This is a genomic window from Leptospira sp. WS58.C1 (genome assembly GCF_040833995.1).
GTDB classification, from domain to species: Bacteria; Spirochaetota; Leptospiria; order Leptospirales; family Leptospiraceae; genus Leptospira_B; species Leptospira_B cinconiae.
In genome coordinates, this window is the sequence record NZ_CP162137.1 from 2,999,362 (window position 1) to 3,025,519 (window position 26,158).

At 42.4% G+C, this 26,158-nt stretch carries 31 protein-coding genes; 5 read left to right on the top strand and 26 right to left on the bottom strand.

From position 1 onward, the window contains the following. Positions 1-17: 17 nt before the first annotated feature. The 19 genes from AB3N61_RS13735 to AB3N61_RS13825 all read right to left on the bottom strand — a co-directional run bounded on the left by AB3N61_RS13735 (position 18) and on the right by AB3N61_RS13825 (position 11,820). Complete coding sequence (locus AB3N61_RS13735; protein WP_010513640.1) at positions 18-203, bottom strand: type Z 30S ribosomal protein S14; 186 nt, start codon at positions 201-203, stop codon at positions 18-20. Between the two features lie 13 nt (positions 204-216). Next, the gene (gene rplE / locus AB3N61_RS13740) at positions 217-768 is read right to left on the bottom strand and encodes a 50S ribosomal protein L5 (protein ID WP_020770483.1); all 552 of its coding nucleotides are present in this window, start codon (positions 766-768) and stop codon (positions 217-219) included. Positions 769-771: 3 nt separating this feature from the next. After that, entirely contained in the window at positions 772-1,125 is a 354-nt protein-coding gene (rplX, locus tag AB3N61_RS13745) for a 50S ribosomal protein L24 (RefSeq protein WP_020770308.1), read from the bottom strand. Beyond that, the gene (gene rplN, locus AB3N61_RS13750; RefSeq protein WP_008596038.1) at positions 1,125-1,517 is read right to left on the bottom strand and encodes a 50S ribosomal protein L14; all 393 of its coding nucleotides are present in this window, start codon (positions 1,515-1,517) and stop codon (positions 1,125-1,127) included. The genes rplX and rplN overlap by 1 nt, the downstream gene beginning before the upstream one ends. Position 1,518: 1 nt before the next feature. Then, positions 1,519-1,788 carry a 30S ribosomal protein S17 gene (gene rpsQ, locus AB3N61_RS13755; protein ID WP_020770423.1) on the bottom strand — a complete coding sequence of 90 codons (270 nt, stop codon included), beginning with the start codon at positions 1,786-1,788 and terminating at the stop codon, positions 1,519-1,521. Between the two features lie 2 nt (positions 1,789-1,790). Further along, positions 1,791-2,093, bottom strand: coding sequence for a 50S ribosomal protein L29 (gene rpmC, locus AB3N61_RS13760; RefSeq protein ID WP_020770488.1), 303 nt, complete (start codon positions 2,091-2,093; stop codon positions 1,791-1,793). Continuing rightward, a complete protein-coding gene (rplP, locus tag AB3N61_RS13765; protein ID WP_008593851.1) occupies positions 2,090-2,503 on the bottom strand; it encodes a 50S ribosomal protein L16 in 414 nt (137 codons plus the stop codon). The genes rpmC and rplP overlap by 4 nt, the downstream gene beginning before the upstream one ends. Before the next feature lie 30 nt (positions 2,504-2,533). Next, complete coding sequence (rpsC, locus tag AB3N61_RS13770; protein ID WP_020770479.1) at positions 2,534-3,211, bottom strand: 30S ribosomal protein S3; 678 nt, start codon at positions 3,209-3,211, stop codon at positions 2,534-2,536. Between the two features lie 11 nt (positions 3,212-3,222). After that, positions 3,223-3,555 carry a 50S ribosomal protein L22 gene (rplV, locus tag AB3N61_RS13775; RefSeq protein WP_008593579.1) on the bottom strand — a complete coding sequence of 111 codons (333 nt, stop codon included), beginning with the start codon at positions 3,553-3,555 and terminating at the stop codon, positions 3,223-3,225. After that, on the bottom strand, positions 3,555-3,836 hold the full coding sequence (gene rpsS, locus AB3N61_RS13780; RefSeq protein ID WP_024863921.1) for a 30S ribosomal protein S19: 282 nt from the start codon (positions 3,834-3,836) through the stop codon (positions 3,555-3,557). The genes rplV and rpsS overlap by 1 nt, the downstream gene beginning before the upstream one ends. A 2-nt stretch (positions 3,837-3,838) precedes the next feature. After that, positions 3,839-4,678, bottom strand: coding sequence for a 50S ribosomal protein L2 (rplB, locus tag AB3N61_RS13785; protein ID WP_367897850.1), 840 nt, complete (start codon positions 4,676-4,678; stop codon positions 3,839-3,841). Positions 4,679-4,681: 3 nt separating this feature from the next. Beyond that, entirely contained in the window at positions 4,682-4,990 is a 309-nt protein-coding gene (locus AB3N61_RS13790) for a 50S ribosomal protein L23 (protein WP_020770424.1), read from the bottom strand. Further along, on the bottom strand, positions 4,987-5,622 hold the full coding sequence (gene rplD / locus AB3N61_RS13795) for a 50S ribosomal protein L4 (RefSeq protein ID WP_020770349.1): 636 nt from the start codon (positions 5,620-5,622) through the stop codon (positions 4,987-4,989). The genes AB3N61_RS13790 and rplD overlap by 4 nt, the downstream gene beginning before the upstream one ends. 15 nt (positions 5,623-5,637) lie before the next feature. Next, positions 5,638-6,258: a 50S ribosomal protein L3 gene (gene rplC, locus AB3N61_RS13800; RefSeq protein ID WP_367897851.1), complete on the bottom strand. Its 621-nt coding sequence runs from the start codon at positions 6,256-6,258 to the stop codon at positions 5,638-5,640. A gap of 11 nt (positions 6,259-6,269) precedes the next feature. Beyond that, a complete protein-coding gene (gene rpsJ / locus AB3N61_RS13805; RefSeq protein WP_008593919.1) occupies positions 6,270-6,578 on the bottom strand; it encodes a 30S ribosomal protein S10 in 309 nt (102 codons plus the stop codon). 10 nt (positions 6,579-6,588) lie between these two features. Beyond that, on the bottom strand, positions 6,589-7,794 hold the full coding sequence (gene tuf / locus AB3N61_RS13810; protein ID WP_020770357.1) for an elongation factor Tu: 1,206 nt from the start codon (positions 7,792-7,794) through the stop codon (positions 6,589-6,591). A gap of 51 nt (positions 7,795-7,845) precedes the next feature. Next, a complete protein-coding gene (locus tag AB3N61_RS13815; RefSeq protein ID WP_367897852.1) occupies positions 7,846-9,726 on the bottom strand; it encodes an elongation factor G-like protein in 1,881 nt (626 codons plus the stop codon). A gap of 128 nt (positions 9,727-9,854) precedes the next feature. Further along, positions 9,855-11,153, bottom strand: a complete 1,299-nt coding sequence (locus AB3N61_RS13820; protein ID WP_367897853.1) for a glycoside hydrolase family 1 protein — start codon at positions 11,151-11,153, stop codon at positions 9,855-9,857. Then, positions 11,143-11,820, bottom strand: a complete 678-nt coding sequence (locus AB3N61_RS13825; protein ID WP_036090135.1) for a TetR/AcrR family transcriptional regulator — start codon at positions 11,818-11,820, stop codon at positions 11,143-11,145. Before AB3N61_RS13825 ends, AB3N61_RS13820 begins: the two co-directional genes overlap by 11 nt. A 301-nt stretch (positions 11,821-12,121) precedes the next feature. Here AB3N61_RS13825 and AB3N61_RS13830 point away from each other — a divergent pair, with 301 nt between their 5' ends. From AB3N61_RS13830 to AB3N61_RS13845, 4 genes are all read left to right on the top strand, one after another. Continuing rightward, the gene (locus AB3N61_RS13830) at positions 12,122-14,350 is read left to right on the top strand and encodes a bifunctional alpha,alpha-trehalose-phosphate synthase (UDP-forming)/trehalose-phosphatase (protein WP_367897854.1); all 2,229 of its coding nucleotides are present in this window, start codon (positions 12,122-12,124) and stop codon (positions 14,348-14,350) included. Next, positions 14,343-16,130 carry a glycoside hydrolase family 15 protein gene (locus AB3N61_RS13835; protein WP_367897855.1) on the top strand — a complete coding sequence of 596 codons (1,788 nt, stop codon included), beginning with the start codon at positions 14,343-14,345 and terminating at the stop codon, positions 16,128-16,130. Before AB3N61_RS13830 ends, AB3N61_RS13835 begins: the two co-directional genes overlap by 8 nt. Before the next feature lie 82 nt (positions 16,131-16,212). Then, positions 16,213-17,073, top strand: coding sequence for a methylated-DNA--[protein]-cysteine S-methyltransferase (locus AB3N61_RS13840; RefSeq protein ID WP_367897856.1), 861 nt, complete (start codon positions 16,213-16,215; stop codon positions 17,071-17,073). Further along, positions 17,070-17,672 carry an alpha-ketoglutarate-dependent dioxygenase AlkB family protein gene (locus AB3N61_RS13845; protein ID WP_367897857.1) on the top strand — a complete coding sequence of 201 codons (603 nt, stop codon included), beginning with the start codon at positions 17,070-17,072 and terminating at the stop codon, positions 17,670-17,672. Before AB3N61_RS13840 ends, AB3N61_RS13845 begins: the two co-directional genes overlap by 4 nt. On the opposite strand, the gene AB3N61_RS13850 is transcribed toward AB3N61_RS13845, so the two are convergent. Together AB3N61_RS13850 and AB3N61_RS13855 are read right to left on the bottom strand one after the other, a co-directional pair. Continuing rightward, on the bottom strand, positions 17,666-18,718 hold the full coding sequence (locus tag AB3N61_RS13850) for a questin oxidase family protein (RefSeq protein ID WP_367897858.1): 1,053 nt from the start codon (positions 18,716-18,718) through the stop codon (positions 17,666-17,668). The two genes, AB3N61_RS13845 and AB3N61_RS13850, sit on opposite strands and share 7 nt — an antisense overlap. A 32-nt stretch (positions 18,719-18,750) precedes the next feature. Then, positions 18,751-19,770: an MBL fold metallo-hydrolase gene (locus tag AB3N61_RS13855; RefSeq protein WP_367897859.1), complete on the bottom strand. Its 1,020-nt coding sequence runs from the start codon at positions 19,768-19,770 to the stop codon at positions 18,751-18,753. A gap of 69 nt (positions 19,771-19,839) precedes the next feature. Between AB3N61_RS13855 and AB3N61_RS13860 the strand changes: the two genes are divergently transcribed. Beyond that, a complete protein-coding gene (locus AB3N61_RS13860; RefSeq protein WP_367897860.1) occupies positions 19,840-20,427 on the top strand; it encodes a YdeI/OmpD-associated family protein in 588 nt (195 codons plus the stop codon). 80 nt (positions 20,428-20,507) lie between these two features. On the opposite strand, the gene AB3N61_RS13865 is transcribed toward AB3N61_RS13860, so the two are convergent. The 5 genes from AB3N61_RS13865 to AB3N61_RS13885 form a co-directional block, all read right to left on the bottom strand. Further along, on the bottom strand, positions 20,508-22,562 hold the full coding sequence (locus AB3N61_RS13865) for a sensor histidine kinase (RefSeq protein ID WP_367897861.1): 2,055 nt from the start codon (positions 22,560-22,562) through the stop codon (positions 20,508-20,510). 123 nt (positions 22,563-22,685) lie between these two features. After that, positions 22,686-23,126, bottom strand: coding sequence for a DUF1761 domain-containing protein (locus AB3N61_RS13870; protein ID WP_367897862.1), 441 nt, complete (start codon positions 23,124-23,126; stop codon positions 22,686-22,688). Positions 23,127-23,174: 48 nt separating this feature from the next. Continuing rightward, positions 23,175-23,405 carry a cyclic nucleotide-binding domain-containing protein gene (locus tag AB3N61_RS13875; protein WP_367897863.1) on the bottom strand — a complete coding sequence of 77 codons (231 nt, stop codon included), beginning with the start codon at positions 23,403-23,405 and terminating at the stop codon, positions 23,175-23,177. Positions 23,406-23,407: 2 nt separating this feature from the next. After that, entirely contained in the window at positions 23,408-23,701 is a 294-nt protein-coding gene (locus AB3N61_RS13880; RefSeq protein ID WP_052005230.1) for an ion channel, read from the bottom strand. Between the two features lie 287 nt (positions 23,702-23,988). After that, positions 23,989-26,127: a 7TM diverse intracellular signaling domain-containing protein gene (locus tag AB3N61_RS13885; protein ID WP_367897864.1), complete on the bottom strand. Its 2,139-nt coding sequence runs from the start codon at positions 26,125-26,127 to the stop codon at positions 23,989-23,991. Positions 26,128-26,158 lie beyond the last annotated feature (31 nt).

Below are 26,158 nucleotides of genomic sequence, written 5' to 3' on the forward strand. Positions count from 1 at the left end.
TTATATATCCTCCTCCCTTACCAAGATGCCTTAACTACTCCCGGGATCTGCGCTTGGCTAGCAAGCTTCCGGAAGCAAATTCTGCACATGTCAAATCTTCTTAGGTAACCGCGAGGGCGTCCGCAGAGAGGGCAACGGTTGTGAACCCGTACTTTGAATTTCTTTTTTTTCTTATGTCTTTCGATTAAAGAGGTCTTAGCCATGATTGCGGGCTCCTTATCTCAGGTTCCGGAACGGCATACCGAAAGCGGCGAGAAGGCTATAAGCCTCTGCGTCCACCTTGGTGTTCGTTACGAAGGTCAGGTTCATCCCGTAGAGAGTGTTGATCTTATCCACTTTGATCTCGGGGAAGATGATTTGTTCTTTGATGCTAAAGTTATAGTTTCCGCGTCCGTCGAAACCTTTCTCGGAAACTCCCTTAAAGTCACGCACCCTTGGTAGAGCCACGTTCACCAAACGATCCAGAAACTCATACATATAGTTTCCACGTAAGGTAACAGTGGTACCGAGACTCATACCTTCACGGAGTTTAAATCCCGCGATGGATTTTTTAGCCTTGGTTTTAACCGGGCGTTGTCCGGTAATCAATGCGAGTTCTTCCACGGCTGCTTCCAATGCTTTCGGGTTGGTATGAGCCTCGCCCATTCCCACGTTTAGAACGATTTTTTCCAAACGAGGAACTTGCATGATGGACTTGAAGTTATATTGTTTCTGAAGAGCGGGAACGATTTCTTTCCCGTATTTTTCTCTCAATCTAGCTGCTGCCATGACTTAGATCTCTTTCCCGTCCGCTTTTGAAACACGGACTTTTTTACCTTTATTCTCTTGGTAGCCCAGACGAACTCCCTTCTTCTTTTTGGAATCGTAGAACATTACGTTGGAAATGTGCATTGGAGCTTCCACTTCTACGATACCACCTTGCGGGTTTTCTTGGGTAGGTCTTAAGAAACGTTTACGTTTGTTCAGTCCTTCTACTACTACACGATCCCTTTTCTTATCGATAACCAGGATCTTGCCTTTTTTACCTTTCTCTTTTCCTGCAATGACTACTACTTCGTCATCTTTATGCAGGCGAACGGACTTGAATTTTGTATATTCGGATCCCCGATACGTCAGCTTAGACATTATAAAACCTCCGGCGCTAGGGAGATGATCTTAGCGTATTTTTTATCGCGAAGTTCGCGAGCTACTGGCCCGAAAATACGGGTCCCTTTCGGGTTTCCTTTGTCGTCGATAATTGCAACTGCGTTATCATCGAAACGGATATAAGAACCGTCCGGACGACGGATTTCTTTTTTAGTTCTAACAACAACTGCGCGTTGAACGGCCTTGTTATGGACCTTCTTCCCCGTGGAATCCTTTAAACCATAAGCTGGTTGTGCGTCCTTAACGGCGACGATGATCTCGTCTCCTACGGAGGCGTAACGTTTTTTAGAGCCTCCTAGAACTTTAATACACATAACTCTTTTGATTCCGGAGTTATCGGCGACTTGGAGGATGGTTTCCTGTTGGATCATCTTACTTTGCCTTTTCTACGATCTTAAATAGACGGTGACGCTTTTCACGGGATAGAGGTCTGGTTTCGATCGCCAGAATTCTATCTCCTACTTGGCATTCATTTCTTTCGTCATGAACCTTCATTTTAATGGTTCTACGAACGATCTTCTTAAACTTAGGGTGAGTCTTACGAGCTTCCACGAGCATCACGAGGGTTTTATCCATAGCGGTGCTCACGACTTTACCTTCGCTCAGAAGTGATTTTTTTATATGCTTCTTTGCAGTTTCCATAATCAGTTCGTTCCTTTAGCTGCTTTTTTAACAGAAGCATTCGCCTTTGCCAGAGCTTGTCTCTTACGAGTCGCTCTTGAATAACGTCTGGCTTTAGTGGAACCAGGCTTCGCAGCCAACTCTCTGTTCTTTTGGATAGTTAGAAGACGCGCGATTTTCTTTTTCGCGTTAGCAATCACCTTCGGGTTTTCCAAAGAACGAGCCACTCCGTATTGGAAACGTGCCGTACGAATGATCTTACGAGCATCTTCCAATTGTGCTAAAATTTCTGCGTCTTTCAATTCTGCGAGTTTGATCTTTTTCACAGCGTAGACCTCTTCACAAATTCGGTTTGAACCGGCAGTTTATAAGCAGCCAGATCCAAAGCTTTTTTAGCGGTCGCTTCATCGATCCCGCTCATTTCGAATAAAACTCTACCAGGTCTGATCTCTGCGATCCAGAACTCAGGGTTACCTTTACCTTTACCCATACGAGTTTCCGCTGGTTTTTTGGTAATAGGTAGATGAGGGAAGATCCGAATCCAAAGTTTCCCGCCTCTTTTAACCTGACGGTTGATAGTGATCCTTGCCGCTTCTATCTGTCTTGCAGTCAAACGTCCGGAAGTAACGGCTTTCAAACCGAACTCTCCGAAGGACACTTTGGAACCACGCTCGTCGTTTCCTTTCAAGCGGCCCCTTTGTCTTTTTCTGAACTTAACTCTTTTAGGTGATAACATCGTTTTTTACCTTTGGATCATCAAAGACGATCAGTTGGTCCTTCTCTTAACGGCGTATTTATCTTCTTCGGACTCTTCTTTATTGCTAATGAAGTCCCCGGTATAAGTCCAAACCTTCACTCCGATTTGTCCGAAAGTGGTGCTGGCTTCACGGAATCCTAGATCGATTTTCGCTCTAAGTGTATGAAGAGGAATTCTTCCTTCACGATAACCTTCGCGACGAGCCATGTCCGCTCCGTTCAAACGACCAGAGATAAGGATCTTAATTCCTTCTACTCCACCTCTCATCGCACGACGAAGTTCTTGTTTCATCACGCGGCGGAACGGTTGGCGCTCTTGGATTTGGATCGCGATAGACTCGGCGATACATTGTGCGATCGTCTCCGGCTTCTTAACTTCGATAATGTTGAGGTTAAGAGGTTTTTCGGTCATAGTCTTAAGGACTTTTTTAACGGCTTCGATATTCGCACCGTTTTTACCGATTACCACACCGGGTTTAGCAGTGTGAAGGTTTACATTGATCTTCTCAGGAAAACGCTCCACTACAACTTTTACAACGCCTGCTTCTTTGAAACGGCCTTGGATAAATCTACGAATTCTAATATCTTCGTGCAGGTTCTTCTTATAGTCTGCTTGCGAGAACCAGATGGAATCCCATCCGCGGGTAATTCCGATACGAAGTCCGATTGGGTTAACTTTCTGTCCCATGATTTCCCCTATTAATCCGAGATTACCACGGTTACGTGGCTGGTTCTCTTACGGATCCTTGCAGCTCTTCCACGAGCACGAGGACGGAAGCGTTTTAGGATCGGGCCTTCGTCCACCAGGATCTTTTTAATGAACATCTTGCCTGGATCAGCATTATCACTTTTCACAACTGCGTTTGCGGAAGCGGATTTGATAAGTTTGAAAATAGGCTCGATGGCTCTTTTGTTCGTATATTTCAGAATATCCAGAGCTTCTGCAACTTCGTAGCCACGGATCTCATCCGCAACAAGGCGAAGTTTACGTGGGGACATTCTGACAAATCTTGCGATTGCTACGGCTTCCATTATTTCTTAGCCGCCTTTTTATCGGTGTTTCCATGACCACGATAAGTACGAGTCGGAGCGAATTCTCCCAACTTGTGTCCTACCATGTTGTCATTGATGAAAACAGGGATAAATTTGTTTCCGTTATGAACCATGATGGTGTGACCGATCATGTCCGGGAAAATCGTACTTCTACGAGACCAGGTTTTAAACGGTTTCTTTTGGTTTTCAGAGTTCAGCTTGATCACCTTGCTCATGAGGTGACTGTCGATGAACGGACCTTTTTTAGAAGATCTCATGATGATTACCTGCTCCTATTTCCCTTTCTCTTCTGGATGATAAACTTGTCGGAAGGTTTAGCCCTACGACGAGTTTTGTATCCTTTGGTTGGAATACCCCAAGGAGTCACTGGGTGACGTCCTCCGGAAGTACGTCCTTCACCACCACCATGTGGGTGATCAACCGGGTTCATTACGACCCCTCTGACCTTAGGACGTTTTCCCAACCATCTGTTTCTACCGGCTTTACCGATGGAAACAAGGTTATGATCTCTATTGCTGCAAACTCCAACGGTAGCGTAGCAGTTCTCATGAACTTTACGAACCTCGGAACTTGGAAGTTTCAGAAGAATATATTCTCCGTCTCTACCTGCGATAGTAGCGAAGGATCCTGCAGTTCTTGCGATCTGCCCGCCTCTTCCGATTTTCAATTCCACGTTATGTACGTTAGTGCCTGGAGGGATCTTTCCGAGTGGAAGCGCGTTTCCGATCTTAATCTCTACGCCTTCTCCGGAAGAAATTTTATCCCCTACCTTCAATCCTTCTGCGTTCAGGATGTATGCATATTCTCCGTCAGAGTAGCTGACAAGAGAGATGAACGCGGAACGATATGGATCGTATTCTACCGTTTTTACGGTAGCTGGAATCCCGGTTTTGCGACGTTTGAAGTCGATGATACGATATTTGCGTTTTACTCTTCCGCCTTTTCTGCGAACCGCAATTTTACCGCCTTCTCCGCGACCTGCCTTGTAATTTAAGCTGATCGTTAAAGGGCGATACGGTTCCGACTCGGTAATTTCCTCGAAAGTTAATACCGATTTGAAACGGCTGGCGGAAGTAACGGGTTTAAATTTTTTAATTCCCATTTCTTATGCTTCCTTTCCGAAGTCGATGCTCGCTCCGTCTTGGAAAGTCACGATTGCTTTTTTCCAATGAGCTTTAGGAGCGGGTAGATGACGGAATCTTTTTACTTTTCCGCGATACACTTGGATATTTACGGCAGAAGGTACTACATTGTAAATTTTGCGGAAAGCTTCCTTCACTAGAGTTTTGTTTGCTCTAGGGTGAATTTCCACGGTGTATTTTACGGTTCTTTTACCGGCTTTTTCACCGATCGTTTCCAGGTCTTGGGACTTCTCGGTAATAATCGGAGATAAGATCACTTCGTTAAGATTCATTTTCCTTCTCCGTAATGTTTGAGAATTTCTCCCAAAGCGCCTTCAGTGATTACAAGATTTCTGTTATACAGAATGTCTCGAACCGCGATACGTTTGGAGTTGATGTATTTTACGGTAGGGATATTGCGAACGGACTTTTTAAGGAAGTCGTTCTCTCCACCTACTAAGAATCCGATCACTCCGGTGTTCTTTAATCCGATATTATTAAATAAAGTAGAGAAAGCTTTCGTGCTGAATTCTTTCGGATCCAGATCTTCTACTACTTTAATGACCGCGTCTTGAGCCTTCTTATTCAAAACGGAAAGTACCGCTCTGCGTTTCACTTTTGGAGAAACATTATAAGAATAATCTCTCTTGCGAGGCCCGTGAACAGTACCACCGCCCACCCACTGAGGTGCACGGATAGAACCCTGACGAGCTCTACCGGTTCCTTTTTGGGACCAAGGCTTTTTACCACCCCCGGAAACTTCCGAGCGGGTTTTGGTATGATGATTCCCGGAACGGAGGTTAGCATTCTCCGCTTTGATGGCGTCGTAAATCGCGCCACTGCTATATTTGGATTCGAACAACGCTGATGGAAGTTCGATTTCCGAGAGCAGTTTTCCTTCTTTTGAGTACTTCTGTGCTTTCATGACTAACCGCGGTCTTTATATCTTCTCAATAGTGATGATGGAGTTTGCAGGTCCCGGAACGGATCCGCTTACAAAAACCAAATTTTCTGCTTCGTGAATACGAACCACTTTCAGGTTCAATACAGTCTTTGTATCAAAACCCATGCGGCCCGGTAATTTACGACCTTTGAATACTCTTCCAGGAGTGGTGTTGGATCCCATGGATCCAGGGTGTCTATGAAAACGAGAACCGTGAGCGCCTGGTCCACCATGGTGTCCGTATCTTTTGATAACACCTTGGAAACCTTTACCTTTGCTAGTTCCTGTAACTTTTACAGTATCCGAAACCGCAAACACGTCTTGTGCTTTTATCTCAGCTCCGGCAGCCGGCTCTTCGCCGAAATTCCGGAATTCCTTCAACACTCTCTTAGGAGCAAGGCCTGCTTTAACCAAATGACCCTTTTGTCCTTTGGTCAGGTGTTTTTCTTTATCATCCTGAAAAGCCAACTGAATCGCGTCGTAACCGTCCGTAGCTGCGGACTTGACTTGGGAAACTGCGCAGGGACCTACTTCTAAGACGGTCACAGGAATAATGTTTCCTTGCTCGTCGAAGATTTGGGACATCCCTATCTTTTTACCGATTAATCCCTTTGCCATTTTTTCTTCCCTTAGGATTTAATATCCACTGAAACACCTGCAGGGAGCTGTAGCTTCATCAAAGCTTCAACTGTGTCTTCGTTGGTGTCCAGAATGTCGATGAGCCTTTTGTGAGTTTTCATCTCAAACTGCTCTCTTGATTTTTTATTTACGTGTGGAGAACGGAGGACTGTGTATATTTCCTTCTTCGTTGGAAGAGGAATCGGACCGGAGACAGTAGCTCCGGTCCTTTTGGCAGTCGCAACGATCTCGTAAGTTGATTGGTCGATCAACTTATGATCGAAAGCTTTAAGCTTTACTCTGATCTTTTGGCCAGCCATTCCCTTTCTCTTACTCGGTGATCTCAGCCACTACGCCGGAACCGATAGTCTTTCCACCTTCGCGGATCGCGAATTTAAGACCTTTGTCCATAGCGATCGGGTGGATCAACTCGATGCTCATTGTAACGTTGTCACCAGGCATTACCATTTCCATACCGTTAGGCAGGTTACAAACGCCGGTGATGTCGGTAGTTCTGAAATAGAACTGTGGACGGTAGTTATTGAAGAATGGAGTGTGACGTCCACCTTCGTCCTTAGTAAGAACGTAAACTTCCGCGTTGAATTTTTTGTGAGGAGTGATTGATCCCGGCTTAGCAAGGACCTGTCCTCTCTCGATGTCCTCTTTTTTGGTTCCACGAAGAAGAGCACCGATATTGTCTCCAGCTTCTGCGGAATCTAAAAGTTTACGGAACATTTCGATACCGGTAACAACGGTTTTAGTAGTAGGACGAATACCAACGATTTCAACTTCGTCGTTGATTTTCAAAGTTCCTTGCTCTACTCTTCCGGTTGCCACAGTTCCACGACCAGTGATAGAGAATACGTCCTCTACTGGCATTAGGAAAGGTTTGTCGGTAATACGTTTTGGATTTGGAACGTAAGTGTCCAGAGCTTCCATCAACTTAACGATCGCTTGGGTTCCGAGTTCTGAATCTTCTCCTTCGAGAGCTTTCAGAGCGGATCCGTAAACGATAGGGGTATCGTCGCCAGGGAAGCTGTATTTGTTAAGAAGGTCGCGAACGTCCATCTCAACCATTTGGATCATCTCTTCGCGTTCGTCCGCAGCAAGCATGTCCGCTTTGTTGATGAATACGATGATATAAGGAACACCTACCTGACGAGCGAGCAGGATATGCTCTTTCGTTTGAGGCATTGGTCCGTCAGTTGCGGAAACAACTAGGATCGCAGCGTCCATCTGAGCAGCACCGGTGATCATGTTTTTAACATAGTCAGCGTGACCTGGGCAGTCAACGTGAGCATAGTGGCGATTCGCTGTCTCATACTCTTGGTGAGAAGTAGCGATGGTGATCCCACGAGCTTTTTCCTCAGGTGCGTTATCGATTTGGTCGTAAGCTACGGCTTTGTTTTTTCCACCCAATACTTTTGCAAGCGTAGTGGTGATTGCTGCCGTTAGCGTGGTTTTTCCATGGTCAACGTGTCCGATTGTACCAACGTTTAAGTGTGGTTTGGACCTGTCGAATTTCTCCTTAGCCATAGCGTTTTAAACTCCTTACTTTATTAACAAATCCGAATACGGACTTGTTTGTTAAAACAATACAGAATGGTTATCAAAGTCAAAAAGGGTGTCCAAAGACAGGACGCCCCTTCCCTGTGCCATATTTCTAAGGACACCGCTAAAGCCAAGCAAGTTTTGCGTAGAAGCGCTTGCCTGGATCAAATGACGCCCTTCGGTCAACTCAGTGACCTTACGAATCTTCGCGTCCCTCTTAGCCAAACTGGCCAATATATCTCCGAGATATTGATTCGGTGTAAGAATCTCTAACTCGGAAAGGGGACCAATGAAATCCGAATGATTCGGAATTATGTCCTTTAAACCTTTGATGACAGCTACTTTGATCAGGGAAGAAACATCGAAAGACTTTGTCTCACTTGGAGGCTCGTAACCTTCGATGATCATTTGTAGACCGAGAACTTCCTCTCCGTCTATTCCCCGGGCGGTGACTTCCGTAAATGCGGATGAAATCGCCTCTTTGATTGGATCAGCTAGCTGAACATTAAACCGCACTCCCTTGGAAAAGTTGTGAGAACTTTCCAAGGACGCGAGCACCTGACCGCTCGAGATCTTTTGATCGAACGCGGTATGCTGAAATGCGACCTTTTGAACCAAATTTTTCCATAGAGCAAATCTTGCAACTTTGATTCCACTTGTTTGAAAACTTTTCGAAAAAGATTCCTTCAAACGGGAAAGAGAGATCTCTAAATGCAACTCGCCTGTCCCTGATAAGCGAAATTGTCCCGTTTCCATGAGAATATCCACGCTTACCGCTTCGTCTAGCCAGGCCAGATCCTGGAGGCGATCCCAAAGCTCCTGTCGATCTTCTTCTTTTTCCGGTTCAACCAAGATCTGGAATTGTTTTCTGATCGGAGAAAGTAACGTTTTGGTTCCATTTTTTGTATTATGTCTCGAAAGAATTTCTCCCGGAGTCCAATCAAGGAGGGAAGTGGTTGCGAGAAGTTCTCCTACTTCTCCTTTGCTGACTTCGTCGTAGTCTCTTGCGGAAATTTGGTATAAGTTCTCTATCTTATGTTTCGTTTCTCCGTGAAAGAAGAAGTCCCCGATCTTAATGGGGGCCAATGTTTGGAAATGAAGAAGTTTTCCAAGTTCCGGATGGATCTCTCTTTTGAAGGCAATCCCGATTTGTTCTTTGGGAGAAGAGTGAGAAGGTTTGCCTAGAGCGAGAACCTCCAAGAACGAAAGTAATTCCCGTACGCCAAGACCTTGTAGAGCGGAACCTCCGAGGATGGGAAAAATTTTCCCTTCCCAAAAACCTTTTACCAAACCCTCCAGCGCCAGTTTAGGAAGAAGGTCATGGTTTTTTAGATATTCTTCCGATAAATCATGATCCCATTCTATCATAGGTAGGAGCTCCGACTCCTGACCTTCTCCTTTTAAAACAGGAATACTACCGTCTTCTTTGAATAAAAGGATTGGTTCTTTTCCCAAGGCAACTTCCAGATCCACTAGAGGGGAAAGAATATCGGCTCCGTGGCGATCCAGTTTATTTAAAAAAAATAATATTGGTTTTTGTGATTTTCGAAGAGCCTCCACATTCTGGAAGGTTTGGGATTTTAATCCTTCGAACGAATCGATGAGAACGAGGCCGAAATCGGAAACCAGTAGTGAAGCATTTGCCTGGGACTGAAAATCCAAATGCCCCGGATTATCCACGAACTGTAGAATGACCCGAGAATTTTCCGCATCCGGATACGGGATCCTGGCCACAGTGGATTGGATAGAAATTCCTCTTTCTATCTCCTCGGGAAGATAGTCCGACTCGGTGGTACCTTCTTCTATTCTGCCCGGAGCGGAAATTTTGCCGGTCTCGAATAAGATCCTCTCTAAGAGTGTGGTTTTGCCCGCATCAATATGTGCGAATATTCCTGGATTTAAGAATGGTACTGACATGAGGAAAGACTGCTTGCGAAATCCATTCGCTCTTTTGCGAGACTCTAAGTCAATTCGAAGAGAGCTGCATAGTTCGCACAGAGATCACGGAGAACACAGAGGTTTTTCTCAGTGGCCTCCGTGCGAAACTATCCTCTAAGTTGGATCTTTTTGGTTCGACAGATCTCCGCGTAACGAAGCGCACTTAAGCGCGGTTTTCTTTTCATTGTAGTATAATCCACTTCTACCAAACCGAAACGAGGACCGTATCCGTCGTTCCATTCTAAATTATCCAGAAAGGACCAATGGTAATAACGCTCAACCCCTACTCCCTCATCCAGAAGACGTTTAATCTGATAGAGATGGTCCACGATATATTTTTCTCTCTTCTCGTCTTTTGCGTCCGGAATTCCATTCTCCGTGATATAGATAGGAAGTTTGTATCTGTCCCAAGTACGACGGCAAACTTTATAGAGGCCTTCCGGATAAATTTCCCAACCCAGATCATTCTTTTCCGAATCGGAAATACTAGGATCCACCATAGGAGTGGCGAATAGATTCCCGGGATTATAGCTAGCTTTGAACAGATGTCTGGAATAATAATTGATCCCTATAAAATCGCAAAAAATCCCCTCCCCCTCCGGATAACCGAATCCTAAAGGAAAACAAAGTTTGCCTTCCACAAAACCTTTCATTTGGATCTCGTGAAATAGATAATCGCTTAGAAAGCGGCCTAGTTTAGCCAGCGGATGAGAATTAAAAGGTTCGAATATGGCAAGGTGGTGGGCGAAACCCACTTTTGTTTCTCCTTTAAAACCTTTTTCTTTTCGGATCTTATGAATGAGCTTGTAGGATTTGAGATGTGCGATCACTAAACGTTTAGTGACTTTCATATAAGCGGCAATATCGCCGTGACTTCCCGGTGGATATTTTCCGTCCATGTAACTATCGTTTGCGAATACGTTCGGTTCGTTGATGGTGCACCATTCCGAAACCAAATCCCCAAAACTTTTAGCGGAGAAGTCCACGAAGCGAATAAAATCCTCGACCGCATTTTCGGAGAGCCATCCTCCTTTTTCTTGGAACCACTGAGGACAAGAAAAATGATGGAGAGTTACAAGCGGTTTGATCCCTGCTTGGATGAGTCTCCGAAACTCGTCTCTATAATGTTCTACCCCTTCCTTAGACCATTCTCCTTGTTTGGGCTCTATTCGACTCCACTCGATACTCATTCTATAACATTCTTGGTGAAGTTGAGAAAGAAGTTCTATATCCTCTACATACTTACGATAATGATCCGCTCCCGTGATGGAAGATTCTCCGTCTCCAACTTTTCCGATGAGAGACCATGCATACCAATTATTATTGATATCACCTCCTTCTATCTGCGTTGCCGCAGTTGCACAACCTAATAAAAAATCTTTTGGAAGTTCGAAATTATTGCTCATTTGGTTTCTCCTTTTTTGCTCTCGGTTCTTTTTCCGGAATAAGTGCGATAACGATCAGATCGATTTGAGTTTGTATAAGGGTCATACCTTCCACTCCGAATTCCCTATGTATAAGATTCTCGCGAAGTGCGACCCTTTGTCCTAATGCCCAGAGAACAGTGGTAATCGTAGGTACTAAGATAGATGGCGGAGCAGGAAGTTTCAAACTTCCGTCTTTTTCTCCTTTCTCTAAAATTTGAGAGATTAAACCTTCTGTGACTTGGAACTCCGCATACATGGATTTTTCGGAAGAAAGATCCAATTGAAAATTCGGTCTCTCCCGAAACACGAAGTCGAACTCTGCGGCAAAACGGACCAGGTCTTTATGTATCTCCAGATGGCGGGCTAAGGTTTCCAAAAAGTAAGAAAGCTCCTGTCTTCCCGTTAAACCGGAACCTCGGAGTAACCTGAATGTTTCCTGCTGGAATTCATTCCAGGGAGCCAAAAGTTTACGGAGTACCGCAATCACGAGAGATTCTTTTGTCTCGAAATAACGATACAAATTGCGCCTAGTACAATTCGCCAGGGCCGCAATCTCTTCCATAGAAACTTCCAGGAGTCCTTTGGTCAAAAAGAGGGATTCTGCGGCTTCTAGAACGAGTTCTCGGGTTTGTTCTTTTACTCCCACTTTCCCCTCTTCTCAAAATGTCACAATATGTGACATTTTTCTATAGTCTTAATCGAAAAGAGTCAAGCGATTTGTGTAATTTTTCATCAATCCAAATCCCACAAAAGATTTTCAGATTTCTATTTATTGCACTAGCTAGTTACATACGGCATTTTCCTGGCACATAAAAAAGTACTGTTAAGCTCCGTCCAAATACTTATCGTGTAAAATATCCCAAATCGAATAGGCCCACCTAAAGTATATTATGAAATATTAATTCATTCTTCATGCTTGTAGGTGGGATTAGTTCCATATTGAAGCCATGAACCTTCAAAAGAACAAATTGATCATCGTCTCGAACCGACTCCCCGTAAATCTTACTGTTCGCAAAGGTAAATACTATTCTCGTAAAAGTGCAGGCGGTCTCGCGACGGGAGTTTCTTCTTTTTTGGAAAAACTCGGTCCTGATACTAAATTTGTGTGGGTCGGTTGGCCGGGTCTTTTCGTCCCGGAAGTAAAAAGAGAGGAAGTAAGCAAAACTCTTGAAGAAGGATTCGGATATTTTCCCGTATATCTTTCCGAAAGTGAGTTAAAACAATTTTATTTCGGTTTTTGCAACAGTACTATCTGGCCTTTATTCCATTATTTCCCGAGTTATACGAATTATTCCCAAGAAGAATGGCAATCTTATAAGGAGATCAATTTAAGATTTGCGGAAAAAGTACTTCGTGTGTACGAACCCGGTGATACCGTGTGGATACACGATTATCATCTCTTTCTTTTACCTTCATTACTTAGGGAGGCGGTTCCTGATATAAAGACCGGCTTTTTTCTGCATATTCCCTTTCCTCATTTCGAAATTTACAGACTTTTGCCTATGTCGTGGAGAAAGGAAATACTTTTGGGGATCCTAGGAAGCGATCTAATAGGATTCCATACTCACGATTACACTCAATATTTTTTAAGATCTGTACTTAGAATATTAGGATTAGATAATCATTTCGGGCTTATTAATCACGGCGATAGATTCATAAAGGTGGAAACTTTCCCGATGGGAATAGATTTCGAAAAGTTCCGGCAATTCTCACTTACCGATTCATGCGAAGTTTTAAGACAAGAATTAGGACGCGGTATCAAGGATAAAAAATTGCTGCTAACGGTAGATAGGCTGGATTATTCCAAGGGAATAGCGAAACGATTGGAGGCATTCCAATTATTTTTGGAAGAACATCCCGAATGGAAAGAGAAAGTCGTTCTCTTGATGATTATCGTTCCTTCCCGCTCGGAAGTGGAAGAATACGGCAAAATGAGGGAATCAATAGAGAAGATGGTGGGCAGGATCAACGGTCTTTATACCACGATGGAATGGTCCCCGATCATTTACCGTTACAAGTATTTTTCTTTCGAAGAATTAGTCGCTTTTTACGGCATTTCGGATGTCGCTTTAGTCACTCCTCTTCGGGACGGTATGAACTTGGTCGCTAAGGAGTTTCTGGCTTCGAGGCCGGACGATTCTGGAATGTTAGTTTTATCCGAAATGACCGGGGCCGCAAAAGAATTAGGGGAAGCGATCCTTATCAACCCGAACAATCCCCAAGATGTAAGTAGCGCGATCCTTGAGGCTCTTACCAGTCCGATTGAAGAACAAATAGTAAGAAACCTTCCTATGATCGAACGTATCCGTAAATACGATGTAATCAAATGGGCCTCGGACTTTTTGACCCGACTAGACGAGACCAAAAAGAATACCAGAGATCTATCCGCTAAAATTATAGAAGGAAAGATCCAAGGTGAGATCCTGACTAGATTCTTGAATTCATCGAAGAGGGTCCTGTTCTTTGATTATGACGGTACTCTGGTCCCTTTCGTAAACAATCCTGCGGAAGCGACTCCGGAATTCAAACTAAGACATCTTTTGTTACGCCTTTCCTCCGATCCAAAAAATACCGTCTGCATCGTAAGTGGAAGAGATAGGCATTGGCTGGACAAAACTCTTTCCGGGTTAGGTTTATGTTTTATCGCGGAACACGGAGTCTGGTACAAGGTTAACGGAGACTGGAAATTATTTAGGGAGCTTTCCTCAGGCTGGAAATCGGATCTCTATCCGATATTGGAAGAATACTGTAGACGCCTTCCGGGTACTTTTATCGAAGAAAAAGAATTCTCTTTGGCTTGGCATTACCGCGGAGCGGAAAAAGATGCTGCTGACTCTATGACTCGGGAACTTCTGAACGATTTAGTCAATTATACCGGAAATTTGGATGTTCAGGTCTTAAAAGGTAATAAGGTTATTGAAGTAAAATGTTCCGGAGTCAATAAGGGAATTTCTTCTAAGCAAATCGCTTCGGAAATTTCCGCTGATTTTATTTTGGCGGTGGGAGATGATTGGACTGATGAGGATATGTTTCGTGAACTTCCAAAATACACATATTCCATAAAAGTTGGAATCGGCCCAACAGATGCCCGCTACTATCTCAGATCCCCCGAACAAGTATTAAACTTAATCGAATTATTGGCAAGACCTCTACCGGGAGAAGACAATTTTGGATAAACATATATATTCCTCCGGGATCATCGGAAATTGTTCCTTCCTAGCGTATATCTCCAAAAATACGGAAGTAGAATGGTTATGTTGGCCTAAGTTCGATTCCTCTTTTATTTTCGGCTCTCTCTTAGATCGGGACAAAGGAGGGTCCTTCCGTATCGTGCCCGAGGATCAAAGTGCAAATTTCGAACAAAAATACGAAGAAAATACAAATATCATTCGAACAAAGGTTACTTGTCCGGACGGGATTTTTTGGGTAACAGATTTCGCGCCACGTTTTTTCGAGGCTGAAATACATTATAAACCTTTAATGCTTATCAGAAAGATTGAACCTATAGAAGGTTCTCCGAAGATCAAAATAATCTGTGATCCTAGGGATTCGTACGGGAATTTCCTACCGAAAGCCAGTTTGGCCAGCAACCATATACTATTTACCGGTCTAACATCGGAACTCCGACTAACTACAAATATATCACTTCACTATATTCTTAAAAATACATCCTTCGTTTTGAACGAAACCAAATACATGGTATTAAGTTACGGCGATCATCCGGAAAACCCTTCCGAAAGGAAGATCCAGGATTTGCTGGATCGAACCAGAGAATATTGGAGAAATTGGGTAAAACACTGCTCCATAGGCGAATTCCAGCAAGAAGCAGTCATTAGATCTGCTTTAGCTCTGAAACTCCACCAATTCCAGGATACGGGAGCGATCATCGCTGCAGGAACTACAAGCCTTCCCGAATCTCCTTCCAGCGGGAGAAATTGGGATTATCGTTACTGCTGGATCAGGGACGCTTACTATACTCTTAGCGCGTTGAACGGCATAGGCCATTTCGAGGAGATGGAGCATTATTCCCATTTTTTAGAAAATATAGCTTCGACCAAAAGAGAGAGAATACAGCCTTTATTTTCCATTTTAGGCGAGGAAATTTTGGAGGAGAAGATCTTAGATCTGGAAGGTTATCTAGGGAATAAACCGGTTAGGATCGGCAATCAGGCGTTTACACATATCCAAAACGACGTTTATGGACAAATCCTACTTTCTATCATGCCTTTATATTTGGATGCAAGGTTTCATAAAAAAAGTAAATCTTCCTCTGGACAATCCATATTAAATCTTCTTAAACATATAGAACGGACAATGGACGAACCGGATGCCGGTTTATGGGAATTCAGGAATCTTCAACAGAAACACTGTTATACTTTTTTATTCCATTGGGCGGGTAGCGCAGCGGCTGAAAAAATCGGACTTAAATTGAATGATAAGGATATTTGCGACTTAGCAGCTTCCCTTAAGGAAAGATCCACGCTACGTATCGAGGCATGTTATGATAGTAGAAGGGGCGTTTATACGCAAGCGGAAGGTACTGAACATCTGGATGCCAGTCTATTACAATTGATCAGCCTTGGATATCTGAAAGACGAACCGGATAAAGCGAAACGACATTTAACGGTCCTGGAATCGGAATTAAAAACGAAGGAAGGATTATTTTTCCGTTATAAACATAATGACGATTTCGGCCCTCCAGAAACGGCCTTTCTTGTTTGTGCGTTCTGGTACGTGGACGCATTAGCCTGTGTGGGAAGATTAGAAGAAGCAAAAGAATATTTTCTAAATCTTCTATCGTATACAAATCATCTTGGTCTATTCTCAGAAGACGTGGATCCGGTAAACGGATCCCAATGGGGAAATTTTCCCCAAGCATACAGTCATGTCGGACTAATGAATTCCGCATTCAGGATCTCGAGAAAAATGGACATACCTTTATTTTTATGCCCTTAAGATCAGGATCGAGACTTTTCCCCCGTAAAAACAGCAAGTATCGGGTTTCGAGTTTTATCCGTCCTGTTTATACTTTGGAAACATGAAAGGACAACAAAACACTGACTTCGACAGGATCTCGGAAGCGATCTTTTATCTACGTAAGAATTTTAAAATACAACCGAGCCTGGAAGATGTGGCAAACAAACTAAGGCTTAGCCCTCATCATTTCCAAAGAATGTTCACCGACTGGGCCGGAGTAAGTCCGAAAAAGTTTTTACAATATACTACTTTGGAATACGCGAAAGGATTATTGAAGAAGAACGGTTCCTCCCTATTGGATGCCGCCTTGGACTCGGGACTTTCCGGAACAGGAAGATTACACGATCTGTTTATCAATATCGAAGGAATGACCCCGGGAGAATATAAGAACGGAGGAAAGGATCTTTCGATTAATTACAGTTACGCGGAATGCCCCTTTGGCAAAATATTGGTGGCCTCCACTCCAAAAGGAATTTGCTATATTTCATTTTTCGAAAATGAAAAGAGGGTTTTCCAAGAGCTAAAGTCCCTTTTTCCGAATGCAACGTATCACCAAACCGTTGATATGATCCAACAAAATGCTTTATTCATATTCACTCATGATTGGAGTCAATTAGGTAAGATCAAATTACATCTAAAAGGTACGGACTTTCAACTCAAAGTATGGGAAACACTTTTGAAAATCCCGATGGGAAAACTTTCCACCTACGGACAATTAGGAGAACAAATTGGAAATCCTAAAGCGACAAGGGCGATAGGCACCGCAATCGGAAACAACCCGGTTGCTTTCCTTATTCCTTGCCATAGAGTGATCCGTTCTTCCGGGGAGTTCGGAGAATACCATTGGGGAGATTCCCGTAAAGTAGCAATGATCGGTTGGGAAGCAGCCAAGACGGATATGATCAACAGGAACGATCTATGAATTTATTCCGAGAAGAAGCGGATAGAAATCTTTTACCTTATGAAGGGTTTGTACGGTATTTCGGTCCAGTTCTTGCTAAATCTTCGGCGGACAGTTACTTGGATGTACTTCTAAAGGACATACCTTGGAAAAATGACGAAGCTATTATATTCGGAAAACATATTATCACCAAAAGAATGGTAGCTTGGTATGGGGACGCGGATTATCAATATACTTATTCCAATACGACTAAGAAGGCACTCCCTTGGACAAAATGGCTTTCGGATCTTAAAACTTTAACGGAAGAGATCACCGGGACCAAATTTAATTCCTGCTTACTCAATCTATACAATAATGGACAAGAAGGAATGGCATGGCATAGCGACGACGAAAAAGCATTAGGAAAAAATTCCACAATCGCTTCCTTGTCGTTCGGAGCGGAAAGGAAATTTTACTTTAAACATAAGTCCACGAAAGAACAAATTTCCTTACTATTGGAACATGGAAGTTTATTGATCATGAAAGGGGAAACCCAGGAATTTTGGCTACACAGTTTGCCTAAAACCAAATCGATCCAACAACCTAGGATCAATTTGACATTTAGAACAATGCTCTATTGAGGTAACGGTTCCAGATATTTTCGAACCAAACGGGCAGCGGCATAGTATGCGGGAGAAGGATTATATTCGTATTCTTTCAGACATACTTCCGTAAATTTGATCGCATGTTCGTCTCCATGTTCTATAGCTCTTTCTATCATCTCTTGCCTGGATTCATTCTCCGATTTTTCAGGCAGTTTCAGATCCGATCTTTTACCGAATGTAGAAAACAACGCCGCCCCGGATTGCCAGGAATATCTTAAAACCGATTTCTTTTCGTATTCATTCAAAAACGGTAATATACTTCTAAGAGCCGACACACTTGTGACTGAATGGATAAAAACGATCGCTGAAAGTGTATCCTCTACATTATTCAAGACTACTCTAGAAAAAACTTCCGACAAACCGGAGATAATTTCTTCCGGTTCGTCCGACACATTCAAATATCCGATCACCGGTGCAAAATTTTCGTATTCTCCCAATACTTGTAGGGAAGAAACGATCGTACCTGAAAAATTTTTGGATTCCTCGGGAATAAAATCCACCTTTTGGATGGCGTCTTCCGGTTGTAAACCCAGTAAAGAATCGAAAGAAGTAGGCAATTCCAAATAAGCAGAAGCCCAAACTGCCAAGCCGGAAGCGAGTTCCCTCTTTTTACGTTTAGTTTCCTTTCTAGAAAGACTTCGGACCGCATGTCCGGTACGGATCACCCCATGAGTAGCATCGGCACAGATCCCCGGAGCAAGTTTGACTGCCCATTCGGAGAGAGTATTCTGCCAAGAACCTCCCTCTAACTCAGTATTAAAAAATATTTCCCATTCCGGATAAGTATCAGGAATCCCTAAAAATGTTTTCCAGTCTCCGCCGTAAATTTTGTTCCTAGGTTTCTTTTTCTCAATGAACTGATTTCCATATCTTTCCAACCAAGGAAAGATACTGTCTTTTTTCCCCATGGTGAGTAATGCCTCACAGGCCATGGGAGCATGATTACTTAATCCGTTTTTCAGATCGGGACCGAAAGGTTCCAAAAATACCAAAACTTTTTCCAGGGTTTCCTCATCATCCATTATAACCGCCTTGATACTTGCAAACCAGTATATTAAAATAACAGAATACTTTCGAAACCTCTTAGGATCTTAAATTGGATCCCGTCCTGAGACGTTTTCCGTATTATGAATTCCATTCCGGTTTTTACATCATCTCCTAAACTAAGGTTAGGCTCCAAAGGTTGACTTAAGGGTTTAAAAAAGTTATCCCAATGTACGGGAATCACCATCTTGGGAGAAGTTTTAACAACTGTTTCTTCGTAATATTTGGTCCTAAATCCTTCTTCTTGCTTTCCTAACATCGCGATCCCTAAAAATACTACATCGGCTTTCAGTCCTTCCCAGGCATTCTCTATATAATTCGTGCTCCCTTTGATCAAGATGGAATGTTTTCCATGTTCCACTAAAAAATCGTAAGTCCCGCCTTCTATATAATCTTCCGCCTTAGCCGGTTGAGACAATACTTCCGTTAAATCCGGCCTGTTCGGATCCGCAGCATTCGTCTTTCCTAAAATTTTGAAAGGAGGAGTATGTTTCGAATTTAGTACGGTGATCTTAAACTTACCGATCTGGATCTTTTTACCCGGTTGAAATAAAGCCAACTGTTCGTCCGGGACTCCTCCTCCTTTTCCGATTTGAATGGTGGAAATAGAACCGTATAATTTTGCTCCGGTCTCTTTCGCGATAAAAGGAGAATCCATAGAATGATCGTAGTGAGAGTGACATACCAAGATCCCTTTTAACCGGTTTATACCTGCAAGAAGCATAACGTATTTGATCTCTTGTTCGTCGGACGAAATTTTAGAGAACATCGTACGAAAAAGAGAAGGCCTAGAAAAAAATCCGTCCGTTAAGATCTGCGTCTCTCCATCGTCCAATAGGATGGAGCTGGTCCCTAAGAACACCGCTCTTACTTTTCCCTTAGGGATCTCGGAAGAAAGATCCTTTGGATCATTGCCTATAAAATGTTCCTTATAGTCCTGGATATTCGCTGAAGCAGTCAGACAGTTTTGCAATAATACGACCGCAGTCAAAAGACTAAAAAAACCGGACCTGGAACCTCTTTTGTTCATAATACCTGCCGAAAATAACTTTCATAAAGTTATATATACTTTAAACTTCTGCCAAGTAGAAATTTCCGAATGATAACAAAGTTCTTTAAGACCGGAAAGGAATTCCGCTCCTGGCTTTCCAAAAATCATAAAAAAGAGACCGAACTTCTTCTAGGATTTTATAAAACAAAATCCTCTAAAAAAGGAATTTCTTATGGAGAAGCGGTAGACCAAGCATTATGTTTCGGCTGGATAGACGGGATTAGAAAGAATATAGATGAAGAAAGTTATTCTGTCCGATTTACTCCCCGAAAGATAGGAAGTATTTGGAGTCAGGTTAACGTAAAACGTATACAAGCGCTGATACAAGAAGGTTTAGTTCAAGAGTCCGGCCTCCAAGCATTCCATTCCGAAAAGAAAAAAACCGCACAATATTCTTTCGAACAGAAGAAAATAGAATTTCCTTTAGTATATAAAAAACAATTCCAAAAAGATATGAAGGCGTGGGAGTATTTTAATACGCAAGCCCCCTATTACCGGCGAACCTCCATTTGGTGGGTGATCAGCCCCAAAAAGGAAGAAACTAGACTTAAACGGTTGGATATTCTTATTTCCGATTCCAAATCTCAGAAGAGGATAGATGCGGTTACTTGGAAGAAAAAAGATCCTAAAAACTAGGCCGAACATTTTACGATATAAAAATCGGGTTTTTAGAAGGTAATTCCTCTCAAAGAGACCGACTAGTTCATATCCCGGAATCACTTCAATTTTGGAACCTGCCCGGGCAAAGTGAAATAAAAGGTAGCGCCTTCTCCTTCTTTTGATTCTGCCCAGACCCTTCCACCATGACGAGAAGCGATCCTTTTTACTATTGCAAGACCTACTCCTGTGCCTTCAAAATCCGCATTGGAATGTAATCTTTGAAAGACCCCAAAAAGTTTATGATAATATTGCATATTAAAGCCTGCACCATTATCCTTAACGTAAAAAACGGTTTCTCCATTCGATCCCAATGAGCCTACCCGGATAATGGGCAATTCGATTTTTTTAGTATACTTGATCGCATTCGAGATAAGGTTCACCCAAAGTTGGCGAACGGCAGGTTGATCCGCCCTTATATTCGGAATATCTTCTATTTCGAATCGGATCTCTCTATTCGATTCTAAGTTTATTAATTCATTATATACTGCGACAGCCAGGTCCTTCATGGGAATTTCCCTTTCGGCAAGCTCCGTTCTCCCCAACCTGGAAAACTCCAGCAGGTCATCCACTAACTGCCCCATCTGCTTGGCATTTTCTAGAATTTTGCCGATAATTCTTTTCCCTTCCGCATCAAAATTCACTCCGTAATCTTCCATCAGGATCTGAGTAAATCCGCTGATCCCTCGGATTGGCGCTCTTAAATCGTGAGAGATGGAATAAGAAAAGGACTCCAATTCTTGATTGGCCAAAACCAATTGTTCCGTCCGAATTTTAACTCTCTCTTCCAGTTCGTTATTCAATAAACGGATCTCATTCTCCGCCTCTTTGCTAGCGGTAATGTCTTGATGGACCACAATCACTTCTAAGATATTTCCTGCAGAGTTTTTAACGGGATAAAGGAGCATTTGCAACCAACGGTGCCTTCCGGAACTCCCGATTAACTTAGGATCATAAGAAAAAGGTTCGGAGATCGCCGGCATTCCTCCGAATGCCTTCTCAACAAAAGGAAAAAATCCGGCTTCCTTTATCAGTGGATCTTTTAATATATTATAATCTACTAATACATCTCGCCTGGTATTCCACATTTCTTCCCAGGCGTAATTTGCTCCAGTGCAAATCCCTTCCGGATTATATGTCAAAACAGGATAAGGGAATTGTTCTATAATGGTCCTAAACCTATTCTCACTTTTGAATAGATCCATGGTCCTGGAATTCACCAACTTCTCTAATTCATGATTCAATTCCGATAATTTTCTCTCAGCTTCCGTCCTTGCTTTATCCGATTTTTCCAATTGATTGGCGACGAACCAAACCAAAACGAAAAAAGTGAGTATGATCCCGGTCATCAAGAAGCCTACTCCCAGTTCCAAACTGACAGGATTCAATTTATTCAAATAGATGCGGAAATAACCGAATAGAACCGGAATAACGATCAGGAACGGAATTAAAACCCGCGCTAAAATCCCCCCTGAAGTTTTGCTAGTAAAAACCTTCATAAATCCGAACTGTCCGTTGATCAATAGAAGGGAGAAGGCGAGTAGAATAAAACTAACGGCTGTATGAATAGCCATAGGAATATACGAAAGAATTCCGTAAAATTCCTGAACCTGATACAAGTAACCGATGAAGGAGAAAAGTCCGACCAGAAGGACCAAAATACATAGATAATTGGAAATTGAGTTTAATAGGTCCTTACGATAAGAACTTAAAAAAACGGCGGATCCAAGCACAACAAAATCGAAAGCGGTATTCGGCGCCATTCGGTTCGGAACACCTTTTACGATATCCTTTGCTATCTTATCCGAAAAAAGAATGTTATCCATTCCCAAATCGAATCCGCTTGCGATCGAATACAATTTAGAAACGCCGACAAAAATGACAAATAACGCTATAAAACGTATAATGTTGCGCGACGTTTTTAGATCAGGCAGATTTAAATTGAGATAAAGTGCAAGTCCGATCAGAACGAAAGAAAATGCAGACATTGGATTCATTGCGACCATGGAAGCCCTGGGTCGTTTCAGGATCTCGATATCCAATAGCCAACCGAGAAGGACCAAAAGTCCTATCAAAGAAGGAATAAAAATGAATACGTTATGCTTACTTTTCAAGAGGAACTTCCGGGGGCCCATCGGAAATAAATTTCGGATCTTAGATTAAGATATAAAAAGAGATCCCGATTTGGAATCCCTTTTTTTAAATATACTAGGTTGATTGAATTTCTTTCCGGAATTTTAAGCCGGCCAAACCGCAAGAATTAGCCCTATAGCCGCTAAAGAAACCAAATTATACGCCGCATTGATAAAAAACAATTTCCAGGATCTAGATTCCCAAGCTACGGAACTCAAAAGCATCGGTACATAAAAACCTAGCCAAGTATAGAATGCGGCATAGGCTCCGTACATCCAAGCAGGTCCGTCTCCAGGAAGATTCCAAGAAGAAGGTTTCCAAACAAATAAACTATGAGCTAAAACATACGCGGTCAGAAAAGAACCTATGATCATGATGACCATCGATTTGATCATCTGCTTATTATCGGGTTGTAAATTTTCATAACCCATCTCTTTTGCCCAAACCTTCCCGAAGATCGGGCCGAACCAAAGGAATCCAATCACTATGTTTGCAAGAACTCCGACCAAAATTGCCAAATAATTTAGCGGTATTACCGGTAGCATAAAATCTCCTATTTCAGCCGGTGCTTTTTAGCAGAATCCATGATTCGGTCAAGTAATTTCGAAACCGATGTAAGAAAGAGAAATTAGAGTTGTTATTTTTTCAAATTGGCAACCGATTCTTCTATTGCGGATCTGAATTCCGAAAAATTTCTCCAGAGAATGATCGAAGTCCGACTTACTTAAAGTATAAATTTCACAGGCGCTCGTAGCTCGAACTGTCGCAGGTCTATGCTCGTCCGTTACCCAGGCCAACTCACCGAAAAACCGACCTTCTTGCAAATTCAGTAAAACCGTTTTATCCTTGCTTTCAGAAAAGAGTCCACTTGGGTCATTTTTTTCATTTGGGACGCTTTAGCTAGATCAATATTTTCTAATATACTTGCTATATTACCGATAACGGTTGCATACACGCCTGCGCCTAACATAATAACAAATATCGTATATATTCTTTGTATGTCCGTAGAGGGTGTGATATCACCGTATCCCACCGTGGCGATAGTAGTAACAATGCTCTGATATATTCGGACTGACCGGTCTGATAATTGCGGATCACTTGTGATCGCAAGACGACCCATTTACCTTCTTTATATTCGGGAGTGAAACAATTCCAAATGATATCCAACGCAAAGACTGAATCTATAAAAAAATAAACAGTCGTAAGAAGTATATTCTGATCGTAAGAAATAACGATCCGGAGAGGAGACTCCAAGGATGCCCAAAATATTCAAACGAATACGAGTATATCCCAATATACTCTAACACGATTATTCGAGCTTATCATATATTTTACCGAAAGAACTGATTTATATATCGGATCGAGTAAAGGCCTTTCGGCAGGGCCGCGTATGAAAAAGAAAGTAGGTTAACCTAAATATTCCAAAACGACCATAGCCATATCGTCGTGAGAACTTTGTTCCTCTTGAGTGAAATGTTGGATTTTTCCTATCACCGAATTACAAAATACTTCAGGCTCTAATTCGGAAAAGCTTTTGAGCAGATCTAAAAATCTATCATCTCCATAAAAGTCGCCTTCCCTCGATCTTGCTTCCGGAAGGCCGTCAGTGTATAGTATAAGTTTATCACCTTTACTTAATTCGGTTTTCAAAGTCTGATAATTCGGAGTGGATAGGAATTCATTGATCGCAATCCCGGCAGGACGATAGGTCTCATGTTTTCCACTGGATTTACGGATCAAGATCGCTTCCGGATGTCCGGCATTTGCGATTAGGATCCGTCCAGACTCAGGATAGAATGTGATCATGGTAGCAGTCACAAAATTTCCGTTCAGTTTCCCCATCAGCTGGGCTCTCATCTTTGCGAGCATGTACCCCGGATCACTTAAATAGTCGGACCAATCTGCAAGAGCCATCTTGACCATAGCCGCCACCATTGCTGCACCAGTTCCGTGTCCGGTAACATCGCAGATAAAGATCCCTATAGCTCTGCCTGTTCGATCGGAGATCAGATCGACAAAATCCCCTCCCACATGAAGCATCGGAATACATCTATATGCAATTCTTACATTATGCGCCTTAGGAAGAACGGAAGGTAAAAGTGAAAATTGTATCTTTCCGGCGATTGCAAGGTCCTTCTCGATCAATTTCGCCTTAGCTTCTATATCTAACTTTTGCTCTTCTATAGTTTTGGTCCTTTCTATCACTAAGGTTTCCAATGAATCGTTGAGAGTTTTTTGCATTTCCAGATTTTCTTTCTGGGCTTCGAAAATCTTACGTTGTGCGTCTTCTTTCTCTTTTTTCAGAATATTGATCTTATCAGCCAATGCAAAAGAGAATATCAAAGCGGACATGGAAGAGCCTATATATAATCCGTCATCCGCCCAATTGGAAACTCCGACCAAATTCGCGAATTTTAAAACAACAAACATTCCCGATATACATAAGAAACTGAATGCCAATAAAAAATATCTTGCGGGTCTATAATTTTTAAAAAAACAAATTGAGGCGGCAATCAAGACCAAAGAAGGAGCAAGAATACTCAGAGCAAGACTTACTTTTACGGTAAACTCCGGAGGTAAAAATAGTGGAGAGAAAGTCAGAAGAGCATGGATCACCCAAGTGAAATGCAAAGAATAATTCAAATAACGATTTATATTTTCCGCGGTATTCAAAAACTTTTGGGCGAACAAAACCAAAGAAGACATACATATCCCGGTAAAGACCACGTACAAATTCCTCTGTAGATCCGGATATTCCGACCAAAGGTATTGGAACCCGTGACCGGTAAGAACTAATTGTATCCCAAAAAAACCGAAAATATTAGTCACGAAAAACAGATAGCTGATATCGCGAGTAGATAAGAATATCAATAAATGATAAAGGATCATCACGCACATGATCCCGTAATATAACCCAAGACCCAAATGTACATCCGCGTTTTGATGATAGAAAGTCTCGGGATCCCAAAGGATCAATGGAAACACCAACCCCCCGCTTGTGTTCAACTTCAGATAAAAAGTGCGGGTCTGTTCCGGTTGGAATTCCAAAGTATAAATAAAATTCCTATGATTGACTTTTCGGACAGGATAAGGAAAGGCCATCCCACTCGAATTGACTAACTCTTGTTTACCGGAAGAATCTTCCGCATAAAAGTCCACCCGATCTATATTCGTATAATCAACTTCTAAAATTTTTCGGATCTGTGTCTTTTCTGGGTTTTTAAGGGTAATCCTGATCCAATAATCGAAGTTAGTTTGTCCGAAGTTCAGCGGATCCATATCCGATTTTTTGAATTTAGCCGAATATTCCGCGGAAGAGACCCTTTCAATCCCTAAACCCTTATTAGGATCTTCTAAAAAATAGACCTCAGTACTAATTCTTTTACGTTCTATCTGGGAAGATAATGGAATGGCCTCCTGCGATAATAAAGACGAGGCCGAAAAACATAAAATTAGAACGAAAGCCCGGTAAAGATCCATGGGAATACTTTTGTAGGAATATTTTACTCCTCCCTTCTTTAGGAAAGAATAAAATAGTCCTTTCAAGTTCCCAATAGCGGATGATTTCTCAGTACAT

Coding starts and splice junctions, on each gene's coding strand:
- AB3N61_RS13735 (WP_010513640.1), bottom strand. CDS start 203: ATGGCTAAGACCTCTTTAATCGAAAGACATAAGAAAAAAAAGAAATTC.
- rplE (WP_020770483.1), bottom strand. CDS start 768: ATGGCAGCAGCTAGATTGAGAGAAAAATACGGGAAAGAAATCGTTCCC.
- rplX (WP_020770308.1), bottom strand. CDS start 1,125: ATGTCTAAGCTGACGTATCGGGGATCCGAATATACAAAATTCAAGTCC.
- rplN (WP_008596038.1), bottom strand. CDS start 1,517: ATGATCCAACAGGAAACCATCCTCCAAGTCGCCGATAACTCCGGAATC.
- rpsQ (WP_020770423.1), bottom strand. CDS start 1,788: ATGGAAACTGCAAAGAAGCATATAAAAAAATCACTTCTGAGCGAAGGT.
- rplP (WP_008593851.1), bottom strand. CDS start 2,503: ATGTTATCACCTAAAAGAGTTAAGTTCAGAAAAAGACAAAGGGGCCGC.
- rpsC (WP_020770479.1), bottom strand. CDS start 3,211: ATGGGACAGAAAGTTAACCCAATCGGACTTCGTATCGGAATTACCCGC.
- rplV (WP_008593579.1), bottom strand. CDS start 3,555: ATGGAAGCCGTAGCAATCGCAAGATTTGTCAGAATGTCCCCACGTAAA.
- rplB (WP_367897850.1), bottom strand. CDS start 4,678: ATGGGAATTAAAAAATTTAAACCCGTTACTTCCGCCAGCCGTTTCAAA.
- AB3N61_RS13790 (WP_020770424.1), bottom strand. CDS start 4,990: ATGAATCTTAACGAAGTGATCTTATCTCCGATTATTACCGAGAAGTCC.
- rplD (WP_020770349.1), bottom strand. CDS start 5,622: ATGAAAGCACAGAAGTACTCAAAAGAAGGAAAACTGCTCTCGGAAATC.
- rplC (WP_367897851.1), bottom strand. CDS start 6,258: ATGGCAAAGGGATTAATCGGTAAAAAGATAGGGATGTCCCAAATCTTC.
- rpsJ (WP_008593919.1), bottom strand. CDS start 6,578: ATGGCTGGCCAAAAGATCAGAGTAAAGCTTAAAGCTTTCGATCATAAG.
- tuf (WP_020770357.1), bottom strand. CDS start 7,794: ATGGCTAAGGAGAAATTCGACAGGTCCAAACCACACTTAAACGTTGGT.
- AB3N61_RS13815 (WP_367897852.1), bottom strand. CDS start 9,726: ATGTCAGTACCATTCTTAAATCCAGGAATATTCGCACATATTGATGCG.
- AB3N61_RS13820 (WP_367897853.1), bottom strand. CDS start 11,153: ATGAGCAATAATTTCGAACTTCCAAAAGATTTTTTATTAGGTTGTGCA.
- AB3N61_RS13830 (WP_367897854.1), top strand. CDS start 12,122: ATGAACCTTCAAAAGAACAAATTGATCATCGTCTCGAACCGACTCCCC.
- AB3N61_RS13840 (WP_367897856.1), top strand. CDS start 16,213: ATGAAAGGACAACAAAACACTGACTTCGACAGGATCTCGGAAGCGATC.
- AB3N61_RS13845 (WP_367897857.1), top strand. CDS start 17,070: ATGAATTTATTCCGAGAAGAAGCGGATAGAAATCTTTTACCTTATGAA.
- AB3N61_RS13850 (WP_367897858.1), bottom strand. CDS start 18,718: ATGGATGATGAGGAAACCCTGGAAAAAGTTTTGGTATTTTTGGAACCT.
- AB3N61_RS13855 (WP_367897859.1), bottom strand. CDS start 19,770: ATGAACAAAAGAGGTTCCAGGTCCGGTTTTTTTAGTCTTTTGACTGCG.
- AB3N61_RS13860 (WP_367897860.1), top strand. CDS start 19,840: ATGATAACAAAGTTCTTTAAGACCGGAAAGGAATTCCGCTCCTGGCTT.
- AB3N61_RS13870 (WP_367897862.1), bottom strand. CDS start 23,126: ATGCTACCGGTAATACCGCTAAATTATTTGGCAATTTTGGTCGGAGTT.
- AB3N61_RS13880 (WP_052005230.1), bottom strand. CDS start 23,701: ATGGGTCGTCTTGCGATCACAAGTGATCCGCAATTATCAGACCGGTCA.